This window comes from Polaromonas sp. P1_F6 (genome assembly GCF_056405695.1).
Map to the genome: position 1 here is coordinate 19,308 of NZ_JBFUBQ010000015.1, position 11,418 is coordinate 30,725.

At 64.8% G+C, this 11,418-nt stretch carries 10 protein-coding genes; 6 read left to right on the top strand and 4 right to left on the bottom strand.

Annotated features, from left to right (window positions below):
• The first annotated feature begins 108 nt into the window (after positions 1-108).
• Complete coding sequence (locus AC1DY9_RS23085; RefSeq protein WP_477667759.1) at positions 109-1,005, top strand: LysR family transcriptional regulator; 897 nt, start codon at positions 109-111, stop codon at positions 1,003-1,005.
• A gap of 11 nt (positions 1,006-1,016) precedes the next feature.
• Here AC1DY9_RS23085 and AC1DY9_RS23090 read toward each other — a convergent pair whose 3' ends face one another.
• Both AC1DY9_RS23090 and AC1DY9_RS23095 read right to left on the bottom strand, forming a co-directional pair.
• Positions 1,017-3,413: a glucose/quinate/shikimate family membrane-bound PQQ-dependent dehydrogenase gene (locus tag AC1DY9_RS23090; protein ID WP_477667760.1), complete on the bottom strand. Its 2,397-nt coding sequence runs from the start codon at positions 3,411-3,413 to the stop codon at positions 1,017-1,019.
• A 183-nt stretch (positions 3,414-3,596) separates the two neighbouring features.
• Positions 3,597-4,574, bottom strand: a complete 978-nt coding sequence (locus AC1DY9_RS23095; protein ID WP_477667761.1) for a LysR family transcriptional regulator — start codon at positions 4,572-4,574, stop codon at positions 3,597-3,599.
• Between the two features lie 142 nt (positions 4,575-4,716).
• On the opposite strand from AC1DY9_RS23095, the gene AC1DY9_RS23100 reads away from it, so the two are divergent.
• Positions 4,717-5,583 carry an oxidoreductase gene (locus AC1DY9_RS23100; RefSeq protein WP_477667762.1) on the top strand — a complete coding sequence of 289 codons (867 nt, stop codon included), beginning with the start codon at positions 4,717-4,719 and terminating at the stop codon, positions 5,581-5,583.
• Between the two features lie 75 nt (positions 5,584-5,658).
• On the opposite strand, the gene AC1DY9_RS23105 is transcribed toward AC1DY9_RS23100, so the two are convergent.
• Positions 5,659-6,867 carry an MFS transporter gene (locus AC1DY9_RS23105; RefSeq protein WP_477667763.1) on the bottom strand — a complete coding sequence of 403 codons (1,209 nt, stop codon included), beginning with the start codon at positions 6,865-6,867 and terminating at the stop codon, positions 5,659-5,661.
• 116 nt (positions 6,868-6,983) lie between these two features.
• On the opposite strand from AC1DY9_RS23105, the gene AC1DY9_RS23110 reads away from it, so the two are divergent.
• Positions 6,984-7,934, top strand: a complete 951-nt coding sequence (locus AC1DY9_RS23110) for a LysR family transcriptional regulator (protein ID WP_477667764.1) — start codon at positions 6,984-6,986, stop codon at positions 7,932-7,934.
• A gap of 19 nt (positions 7,935-7,953) precedes the next feature.
• On the opposite strand, the gene AC1DY9_RS23115 is transcribed toward AC1DY9_RS23110, so the two are convergent.
• Complete coding sequence (locus AC1DY9_RS23115) at positions 7,954-8,856, bottom strand: LysR substrate-binding domain-containing protein (RefSeq protein WP_457281975.1); 903 nt, start codon at positions 8,854-8,856, stop codon at positions 7,954-7,956.
• Between the two features lie 90 nt (positions 8,857-8,946).
• Between AC1DY9_RS23115 and AC1DY9_RS23120 the strand changes: the two genes are divergently transcribed.
• The 3 genes from AC1DY9_RS23120 to AC1DY9_RS23130 all read left to right on the top strand — a co-directional run.
• Positions 8,947-9,837, top strand: a complete 891-nt coding sequence (locus tag AC1DY9_RS23120) for an N-formylglutamate amidohydrolase (protein WP_457281974.1) — start codon at positions 8,947-8,949, stop codon at positions 9,835-9,837.
• On the top strand, positions 9,834-10,826 hold the full coding sequence (locus AC1DY9_RS23125; protein ID WP_457281973.1) for a Bug family tripartite tricarboxylate transporter substrate binding protein: 993 nt from the start codon (positions 9,834-9,836) through the stop codon (positions 10,824-10,826). Before AC1DY9_RS23120 ends, AC1DY9_RS23125 begins: the two co-directional genes overlap by 4 nt.
• A 196-nt stretch (positions 10,827-11,022) precedes the next feature.
• A partial coding sequence (locus tag AC1DY9_RS23130) for a porin (RefSeq protein WP_477667765.1) occupies positions 11,023-11,418 on the top strand: 396 nt, incomplete at its 3' end.

Below are 11,418 nucleotides of genomic sequence, written 5' to 3' on the forward strand. Positions count from 1 at the left end.
GCGCCTTTGGTGAGCCAGTGAAGGTATTGTTCTATTCAATCCACACACGATAAATACCGTAAACTTGCCATCATTGTTCAATAAATACCAACAATAGAAGCACGCGTTATGGACCGTTTTCATTCGATGCAGCTGTTCACCCGCATCGTCGAGCTGGGCAGTTTTACGAAGGCGGCCGACGACCTGCTGCTGCCGCGCGCCACGGTGACGCATGCGGTGCAGCAGCTTGAAAAACGCCTGGGCGCGCGGCTGTTGCAGCGCACGACGCGGCATGTCAGCCCCACGCAGGACGGCGCGGCGTATTACGAGCGCTGCCTGCGCCTATTGACCGACCTGGAGGAAGCCGAGTCGGCCTTTGTCAACACGGGCAGCAAGCCGCGCGGCAAGCTGCGGGTGGATTTGCACGGCACGCTGGCCAAGCATTTTTTGCTGCCGGTGATTGGTGATTTTTTTGAGCGCTACCCGGACATCGAGCTGGAGATCGGCATGGGCGACCGGCTGGTGGATCTGGTGCGCGAGGGCGTGGACTGCGTGCTGCGCGTGGGCGAGCTGGCCGAGTCGAGCATGGTGGGGCGGCGCGTGGCGCTACTTGAGCAGGTGACCTGCGCGAGCCGCGAGTACCTGGCAAAACACGGCACGCCCGAGACGCTGGAGGCGCTGCGCGGCCACCGCGCGGTGAATTTTTTATCCAGCCGCACCGGCAAGGCGCTGCCCTTTGACTTCATCGTGGACGGCGCGCCGCGTCAGGTGCAGCTCAAGGGCCCGGTCGCGGTGACGGACGCCGACGCCTACAAAGCCTGCTGCGCCGCGCACTTGGGTTTTATCCAGGTGCCGCGCTACCACCTGGCCGCGCAACTTGGAGCGGGCACACTGGTGGAAGTGCTGGCCGCTTTCCGGCCCGCGCCCATGCCGGTGTCGGTGCTGTACCCGCACCACCGGCAACTGTCGCCGCGCGTGCGCGTGTTCGTGGATTGGGTTGCCGAAGTCATGAGCCGGGCCGGATAGGAGCGGCTCAACTAGCGCGGCAACGCATAAGCCCGCACATAGTCCCCCGCACGCGTCCCCAGTGACCCATGACCGCCGGCCACTACTAGCAGGTATTGCCGGCCGTCGGTGCCGGTGTAGGTCATGGGTGTGGCCTGGCCGCCGGCGGGCAGGCGGCTCTTCCAGATTTCCTTGCCGGTGTTCACGTCGTAGGCGCGCAGGTAGTAGTCCAGCGTGCCGGACAGGAAGGCGACGCCGCCCGCTGTGGTCAGGGGCCCACCCAGGTTGGGCACGCCCATGCGGAAGGGCAGGGGCACAGGCGACAGGTCACGCACGGTGCCGTTTTTATGCTGCCAGGCAATCGCACCCGTGGTCAGGTCGGCGCCGGCTACATAGCCCCAGGGCGGCGCCTGGCACGGAATGCCCAGCGGCGACACAAACGCGCTGAGCTTGACAGCAAAGGGCGCACCGAAGTTTTCATTGAGCGAGGGCAGGCTGCCCTCGGGCCGCTCCTTGCCCTGCACAAGGAGGCTGGTGTCGTCCGTGCGCGGCACGAGTTTGGAGACAAAGGCCAGGTAGGTCGGCGTGGCGAAGACCATCTGCCGCTCCGGGTCCACCGCCACGCCGCCCCAGTTGAACACGCCGAAGTTGCCAGGATAGATCAGTGAGCCTTGCGTGGAAGGCGGCGTGAAGCGGCCCTCATAACGCAGCCGGTGAAAAGCAATGCGGCAATAGAGCTGGTCGAACAGGGTGGCGCCCCACATGTCGCGCTCCGTCAACGGCGGCGGGTTGAACGACAGCGCCGAGTTCGGCTGGGTGGGCGCGGTGCGGTCGCCCTGCGCGGCTCCCTGCGGTGCCGCTGTTTCCACAACAGGCAAAAGCGGCGTGCCGGTGCGGCGGTCCAGCACAAAGATCTCGCCCTGCTTGGTGGGCTGGACCAGTGCGGGCACCCGGTTGCCGCCCACGGTAAGGTCTACCAGGCTGGGCTGGGCCGGCACGTCGTAATCCCACAAGTCGTGGTGCACGGTCTGGAAGTTCCAGCGCACCTTGCCGGTGGCCAGGTCCAGCGCGACGACGGACGACGAATACGTTTCCACCGCGGGGCTGCGCTGGCCGCCCCACTGGTCGGGCGGCTGGTTGCCCAGCGGCACATAGACCATGCCCAACGCTTCGTCGACGCTGGAAACGGACCAGCTGTTGGGCGAATTGGCGGTGTAGGTTTGCCCCGCCGCGAGCGGAGCGGTGGCGTCCGGCTTGCCGGAGTCCCAGTTCCAGACCAGCGCGCCGGTGTTGATGTCATAGGCGCGGATCACGCCGGACTGCTCTTTGGTGGAAACGTTGTCGAGCACCGTGCCGCCCACGATGATGAGCTTTGATGTCACCACCACTGGCGAGGTGGAGTAGTAAGCGCCGGGCTTGACGTTGGGCATGCCGGCCCAGAGATCGATCTGCCCCTTGCCGCCGCCGAAAGAGGGGCAGACCTTTCCGGTGTCGGGGTTCAGGGCAATCACGCGGCCGTCTGCCGTGGGCATGAACAGTTTGGCCGGGCAGTCGGTGGAGTTAGCGGCGGCTGTCGCAGTCGCAGCGACAGGCGGCTGATAAGACAGACCGCGGCAAGTCAGGTGCTGCAGTGCGAGCTTGTTCTGTATCTCGGGATTAAAACGCCAGGCTTCCGCGCCGGTGGTGGCATCGAGCGCAATGACGGACTGATGCGGCGTGCACAGGAAAAGCCGGTTGCCCACTTTCAGCGGGGTCACCTCGAAGGTGGTTTCTGCCGGGTCACCAGGCTGGCCGCGCATGTCACCGGTGCGGTACTGCCACGCCAGCCCCAGGTTTTCCACGTTCTCAGGGGTGATCTGGCTGAGCGGCGAATACCGCTGCCCCTGGCCGGTACGCCCGTAGGCATGCCATTCGCCGGCAGGTACGGCATCAGCCGTGCGCGCGGCCGATGCGCCGGTGGGCGGCAACGGCAGCATGCCCGTCACGCGGTTGGCATCATGCAGCCAGGTTGCCACCGACGCAATAAAGAAGAGCGCCAGCGCGGCACCCAGCGCCCACTGGCCGGCGCGCACGCCGGATTGGCCCGGCACTTCGGCCTGCATGGCACGGGCAAGCATGGGGGTCAGCAGAAAGAGGCCAATGAGAAATGGCACACCTCCCCGCGCAGCCAGCGGCCACCAGTCAAGCCCGCCTTCCGACAACGCCCATGCGAGCGTGCCCACCAGCAGGAGCGCGTAGGTCCACAACGCTATCGGTCCGTACTGGATCAACAGTACGCCCGTCAATACAAAAGCCAGGCCGGCCACCAGGTAATACCAGGAGCCTCCCAGCACCACCAGCCAGATGCCCGGCAAGGCCAGCACCCCTCCGATCAGCACGAGCACCAGGCCGGTGAAAAAGGCGGAGCGAAGGCGCGGGATAGCTGACACTTTTTATTCTTCCTGATGCGTCCGTACAGGCTCCCAATCTATTCCCACATCGGCCCGCCGCGCGTCAGCCATGAGCTAACGCAGCTGTAGGCGACGCCAAGAAAACGGCCGCGCGCAAACCGATGGATAAGAAAGATACAGAAAGAGATGTCTGCGCGGCGCTGATGCCACGACACCCGCGCGTCAGCCGGCCGCGCGGGCGCGACGCGTTTTCCGCGCGATAGCATGCGGGCGCAATTCATGCGGCTCCAGGTAGAACTGCGTGTTGCCAACCAGCCGTTCCACCGCCAGGTCGATGAAGGCTCGCGCACGGGCAGGCTGCGCGTTGCGGCTGCCGTAATAGACATAAAGGCCCAGATGCTCGGTGACATGCCGCGTCAGCAGCGGCACCAGCCGGCCGGCGCGCACCAGCGGCGCAGCGGTGGCGCCGATCAGCTGGCCGATGGCCTGGCCGGCCACGACAGCGCGGGCTTCAAGGTCCACGTCATTGGTGAGGAAGGACGCGGCGACGGTACGGGCCACCACTTCTTCACCCACCTTGAACTCCCAGGGCATGGTCTTGCCGGTGCCCGTGTGGTGAAAGCCCGTGCAGCGGTGCCCGGCCAGGTCTTCGACGGTCTGGGGCGCGCCATGCTGCGCGATGTAGGCGGGTGACGCGCACACCACCAGTTGCAGCGGCAGGATGCGGCGCGAGATGATGCCGCCCGCGGGCGGCGCGCCGGCGCGAAAGCCGACGTCGACGCGGTCTTCCACCCAGTTGCCGATGCGGTCGTCCATCTGGATGTCGGGATCCACCTGCGGATAACGGCGGCAGTATTCCTCGAGCACGGGCCACAACACCTCGAGCATGATGGAGCGCGGCGCGACGATGCGCAGCGGCCCGGCGATTTCTTCGCGCGTGCGGCGGGCGCCCTGCAGTGCTCGCTGCAGCGTCGAAAGGCCGGGCTGCACGGCCTGCAGGAACTGCTCGCCTTCTTCGGTGAGGCTCAGGCTGCGCGTGGTGCGGTGAAAAAGGCGCACGCCCAGGTGCTGTTCAAGCTGGACCAGCGCCTGGCTGGCGGCCTGCGGCGTGATCGCCTGTGCAGCGGCGGCCTGGCGCAGGCTGCCGAGTTCGGCGGCCCGGACGAAAGTGGAAACGGCGCGCAATTCATTGAAGGCCATGGCGGCTCCTGGCGGTTTTACGGGAAGCAAGCCCCTGATTGTCACGATTAACTTGATTATGAACTCACCAATTGCCATCTATTCAGCACGCAATCAAAAACCTACATTGCCCTCCTCAGCAACATTTTTTAGGGGCAAGACCATGAATGCAAAGACTGACTTCAAACGTATCTGGATGATCACCGGCGCGGCGCGCGGCATTGGCGCCCGCATTGCCGAAGCGGCGTTGGCGCATGGCGATGCGGTGGTGGCGACTTCGCGCGATGCCGCCTCGGTGCAAAAAAGATTTCCCGCGAGCGATGCACTCCTGGCATTGCCGCTGGACGTGACCGACGAAGCACAGGCGGCGGCCGCCGTGCAAGCCGCGTTGGCGCGTTTTGGCCGCATCGATGTACTGGTCAACAACGCCGGCTACGGCCTGCTGGGCGCGGTGGAAGAAGCCACCGGCGACGAGGTGCGGCGCCTGTACGAGACCAATGTGTTCGGCCTGCTGAACGTGACACGCGCTGTGCTGCCAACCATGCGTGCGCGCCGCAGCGGCCACGTCATCAACATCTCGTCGCTGGGCGGTTACCAGTCCGGCCCGGGGTTTGGCGTGTACTGCTCGACCAAGTTTGCGGTGGAAGGCCTGACCGAAGCACTGCATGGCGAACTGGCGCCGCTGGGCATTCACGTCACCAGCGTGGAGCCGGGTTACTTCCGCACCGACTTCCTGGACAACGCCTCGCTGGCAGTGTCGCCACGTATCCTGGACGACTACGCCCAAAGCGCGGGCAGGGTGCGCGACGCTGCCAAAGAGATCAACCACAACCAGGCGGGCGACCCACTGCGCCTGGCGCAGGCAATGTTGAAGTTGGTGGAGACCGACACCCCACCGCTGCGCCTGCCGATGGGCACCGACACGCTGAAGGTCATTGCAGACAAGCATGCGTTTGTGGAGGCCGAGGTAAAGACGTGGAAGGCGCTGTCGGCTTCGACGGATTACACGCGGGAAGAGCTGGCCGCCTGAGCGTTGTCTTGTGAATGAAAAAAGGCCTCTCACGAGGCCTTTTTTTGCGGCGAAGTACCGGAACGATATTCAGCGTCAGGCAGCACAGGGCGCATACTTTTTGGCAGGCCACATCCGCACCACCAGTGCTGCCGCACCTGACACCGCGGCCATCACGCACACGCCCTGCCAGCCGGCATGCGCCAGCACAACACTGCCGAGCCACGCACCGCCGGCCATGCCGCTGAACATGCCGATGAACAGCACCGCATTGAGCCGGCTCCGCGCGGCGGGTTCAATGCCGTAAACGATGGTCTGGTGCGCAATCAGCGTGGCCTGCGCGCCCAGGTCAAACACCACCGCACCCAGCGCAATGAGCCACAGCTGATTGGGCCCGCAGGCCATGGCGATGAAGGCCGCGACCACCAGCGCGGCGCCCAGCCGGGTCACGACTTCAGGGCCTTTGCTGTCGGCGATGCGACCGGCCAGCGGCGCGGCTAGCGCACCGGCGGCACCGGCCAGGCCGAAGGCGCCGGCGGCGCCGCTGCCCAGGTTGAAGGGCTCGGCGTGCAGCATGATGGCCAGCGTGGACCAGAAGGCGCTGAAGCCGATGCTGATCAAGCCCTGTGCGACGGCCGCGCGGCGCAGCGCGCCGTGGCGCTTCCACAGTGTGGCCAGCGAGCCGAGCAACGCCAGGTAGGGCAGCTGCGTGGTGGGTACAAAGCGCGGCAGGTGCCGCCACACCGCCACGCCCAGCAGCGCGATGCTGAGGGCCGCGGCCACGAACATGCTGCGCCAGCCGAGCTGCTCAGCCACGACGCCGGCCACCACACGCGACAGCAGGATGCCCAGCAACAGGCCGGTCATCACCGTGCCCACGGTTTTGCCGCGTTGGGCTTCGGGTGCGAGTGTGGCGGCGGCCGGCACGATGTCTTGTGCCAGCGTGGCCGCAAGACCGATCGCGAGGCTGGCCAGTGCGAGCACCGCCACGGACGGCGCGGCGGCGGCGAGCAGCAACGCCAGCACCAGAGCGGCGGCCTTGCCGAGGATGATGCACCGGCGGTCATAGCGGTCGCCCAGCGGCGCGAGTAGCCCGATGCCCAGCGCGTAACCGAGCGTTGTCAATGTGGGCACCAGGCCGATGGCGGCGGGGGTGGACTTGAATTCAGCAAGCAGCAAGGCCAGCATGGGCTGGCTGTAATAGAGCGAAGCCGCGGCCAGGCCGGCACCGGTGGCGAGCAGGAGAATCAATGGGAACGGCAAGCCGGGCCCGGTTTGGTCATGCGTATTAGCTGTAGAAGTCATGAGGAAAATCCCGATTTGAGACAGGACGCGAGTATGCAGGCGGGGTTTTGCGCTGTGAAGGCTGCTATTGGGCACAATGGTCATACGTAAAGCGCATAAGCAACCTGGGAGAGCTCATGAAAACCGCGCCGGACCGGATCGAACTCATGCAGACCTTTGTGCGCATCGTGGAGGCGGGCAGCCTGTCCGCCGCCGCAGCGCAGATGAACGCCACGCAACCCACAGTCAGCCGGCGCCTTCAGGCGCTGGAACGTTCGCTGGGCCTGAAGCTGCTGCAGCGCTCCACCCACGCGATGAAACTGACGGAGGGCGGCGAGCGCTGCTTTGCCCGTGCCAAGGAGCTGCTGGGCAACTGGGGGGCTTTTGAGGCCGACCTGCGCGGCACCCAGGAAGTGGCGGAAGGCACGCTGCGCGTGGTGGTACCGCATGCGCTGGGCCAGCAGCAGCTGGTGGGGCCGGTGGTCGACTATTTGCGGCGCCACGAGCGCGTCACGGTGGAGTGGCTGCTGCATGACGGCACACCCGACTTCATCACGCAGGGCATCGACTGCGCGGTGCACGTGGGCGCGGTGGAAGATCCTTCGCTGGTGGCCGTGAAGATTGCCGAAGTCCGGCGCATCGTGGTGGCCGCACCTTCCCTGCTCCAAGACAAGCCGCTGCCGATGCATCCAGCCGATCTGCAGGCCCTGCCCTGGCTGGCGCTGCAAACCTTCTACCGCAACGAGGTGGCGCTGATCCGCCGCCATGCCGACCAGCGCCGCGAAGAGCACCGCTTTGCGATACGGCCGCGCCTGGGCACAGACAGCCTGTTTGCCCTGCGCAACGCCACGCTGCTGGGCCTGGGCGCAAGCATCGCTTCGACCTGGCTGGTGGCGGGCGACGTGGCCGATGGCAGGCTGCTACACCTGGCGCCGCAGTGGTGTGCCGAGCCCCTGCCGGTCTACCTGATCTACCCCTATTCGAACTTTTACCCGGCCAAGTTGCGCCGCTTTATCGAAGCACTGCGCGAGGGATTGCCCAAGGGCATGGGCCTGCCGGCCCGCGAGGACGGGGCCGGTGCAGCCTGATCGCAGCGCCTGGGAGAGGTCAGGCGCCGGCCGTGTTGCCGGCCTGCTCTTGCAGCCATGAGGCAAACGCTTCAACGGCGCGATTGCTGTGGGCGGCAGCGGATCGTTGGCAAAGGTAATACCCGCGCGAGATCAGGACCCGGGTGTCGAAGGGCAGGACCAGCTTGCCGCTTTCGAGTTCGCTCTCGATGAGGCACGGCTGGATGACGATGGCTCCCATGCCGGCGCATGCCGCGACGATGAGGTTGTTGCCCAGATCGAACCCCGGGCCCAATGCTGGCTTGGGCTGCTTTAAACCTGCACCCTCCATCCACACGGCCCAGTTGTCTGGGTAGTTGATGTGATGAAGAAGGGTATGCGCCGCGAGATCCCGCGGATGCTGAATGCTTCGCGCAAGTGCGGGTGTGCATGCGGGCGTGATCTCGTTGCCCAGCAGATAGCATCCGCGGATACCGCGTGGCCACCTTCTTCCCGGGCGCCTGAGCGCGATCCACAGGTCCACGTCGTCGCGCTTGAAGTCTTCGTCGAAATGGAATTGGCGCAGCTCCACCTCGACATTGGGGTTCAGGGACTTGAATTGCGCGAGCCTGGGGACCAGCCATCGCGTTCCGAGGGTTGGTATGACGCTCACCCGCACTTTGCGTTGCGATGACCCTCCGCCGAACTGGGTGACGGCCGCCTCCAGCCCGGCGACATGGGTTTCAACCAGCTTCTGGAATTCGCGCCCGCGGACCGTGGGCACAACGCCCGTCGCGTTGCGGTCGAACAGGCTGCAACCCAGCCTTTGCTCAAGGCGCAGGATGGCCTGGCTGACGGCGCCCTGCGTGACGGAAAGAACCTCCGCCGCGCGGCGAAAACTCCCCAATTGGCAGACCCCGAGAAACGCGTGCAGTTCAGCCAGCGACGGCGACTTGAATTTCATGACCGTATTAGATCATCTAATCAGCAGCTTTGAAATTGTCGTTTGTCGCGCGGCACTCGCGGCGTCAAACTGCCGGCCATGAGCCAAACCATGTCCCACGCCGAACCCGTCAAGGTCGTCCGACCCGTCGTTGATCCCATCGCACTGGTGTGCGACTCCCCGCACAGCGGCACCTACTATCCGCAGGACTTCGATTTCTCGATTGAATTGCAGCAACTGCGGCAGTGCGAGGACACGCTGATCGAGCAGCTTTGGGACGCGGCGCCGCTGGTCGGCGCGACTCTGGTGCACGCGACGTTTCCGCGCAGCTACATCGACCCCAACCGCAGTGAGGACGACATCGACCTTGCGATGCTGGACGGCGAGTGGGCTGAGCCGGTGGCCCCTTCTCAACCCTGCCTGCGGCTGGGTAACGGCCTGGTGTTCAGCAAGACGCCGACGCTACAGCCGATCTACAGCCGCCGGCTTCATGCCAGCGAAATCAAACACCGGATTGAAAGCTGCTGGCGGCCGTATCGCCATGCGCTAGAGGACGCGCTGGCCCAGTCAAGCACCCCGCAGGGTGAACGGTGGCACCTCAACCTTCATTCCATGCCAAGCAACGCGTATGTGCGCCTGGGGTTGCCGGACAAGCCGCTGGCCGACATCGTGCTGGGCAACCTGCATGGCGCCAGCTGCAGCGCGGCTTTCGCGGACTTCGTCGGGGAGGAGTTCAGGCGGCAAGGCTATACCGTCGCACTGAACGACCCCTATGCGGGGCAAGACCTGGTGCGCACTCTTGGCCGGCCCGCACACGGACAGCACAGCCTGCAGATCGAAATCAACAGGGCGCTCTACCTTGACGAAAAGACGCGCGAGCCAAAGCGGCAGTTCCATGAACTCAGGAAGCGCATTCACCTGGTGCTGCAGGCCATCGCGGGACACATCAGGGAAGAAACCACTCACTCGAAACGCCACGTCAACCTCAAGGACACAGCATGATCACCATCCCAAGCCGTCGGAAATTCCTGGGCATAGCGGCCGGTGCGGCGGGCGCGGTAGCGTGCCCGGCATTCAGCCAGCCGCAGGCTTACCCGAGCCGTCCCATCACATTGATCGTGCCCTTCCCGCCCGGTGGAGCAGTGGACATCTCCGCGCGCGCTATCGCCGACAAACTGGGCAGGCTGCTGGGCCAACCGGTCGTGATCGACAACAAGGCCGGCGCAGGTGGCGCCATTGGCACCGGCATTGTTGCAAAGGCCGCGCCCGATGGCTATACGCTGGTCGTCACTTCGCAGTCGACCCATGTAGTCAACCCCGCGGTATCGCCCAACCTGCCTTATGACGCAGTGAACGATTTCGCCTACATCACGCTGATCGACAGGCTGCCGAACGTGCTGGTCGCCAGCGCCAAGCTCCCGGTCAAGACCTTTGCCGAATTTGTACGCTACGCCAAGGCCAACCCCGGTAAATTGAACTACGCATCGTCGGGCAATGGCTCGGTGGCACACCTGAGCATGGAACTGCTCAAGTCGAAGCTGGGCCTGTTCATCACGCACATTCCCTACCGGGGCGCCGGACCGGCACTGACGGACCTGCTCTCGGGGCAGGTTCAGCTGACGTGGAACAACCTGCCCTCCAACCTGGCCATGCTGCAGAGCGGAAGCCTGCGCGCATTGGCCGTCGCCTCGCCGCTGCGCGCGCCGCAGTTGCCGGACGTTCCCACCTTTGACGAGCTCAAGCTGCCCGACCTGAACCTCACGTCATGGACGGGGCTGGCAGCGCCGGCAAAGACGCCCGAGGCCATCATCCAGAAGCTCTACGACGCGGTGCGCACCATTCTTCGCGACAAGGACACGCTGGAAGCCTGGCGCAAACGCGGCGCGATGCTGCCCGAGAACGTGCGCCCTGCCGAATACCGGCAGGAAGTCATTCAACGCATCCGGTTCTTCAAGGATGTCGCCCAAGCCAACAAGATTGTTCTGGAATAGCCGCGCATGAACCTTCACCACCCCACCACGATGCCGCAGCCAGACGGTTGACGCGCACGTCCACGACCCTGTGCCCTGTGAATTTGCTGCCCTGTTGAAGACGATGTCTTCTCAGGCCTGGGCGAACTTTGCCCGTGAATACCCCCGCGGCGGTGATTGATCTCCCGCTATCTATAAAAGCTTTGAGGAGTGAGGAATGAATTACAAGATGATCTGCCTGGCAGCGGTTGCTGCCGGTGCAATAACCCCTGTTACTGCGCTGGCGCAAAGCACGGTGACGATCTACGGGAAGATGGATACGAGCTTCGAGAACTCGAAGACCGGCTCGGTCTCGCAGACGCTCATCACGGGCAACGCGTCCCGGTTCGGAGCCAAGGGAACCGAGGACCTGGGGGGAGGGCTGAAAGCGCTCTTTGGCCTGGAGATGGGAATCTCTTCGGATACCGGCGCGTCAAGCTCGCCCGTCTACCGCAACTCTTACGTCGGCATCAGCGGCGATTTTGGCGTGGTCAATATCGGGCGCATCGACTCGGCCGCACCGAGCCGCACGCCCATCTATGCGATCCTGGGCCGCAACGTGGAGTACGTCATC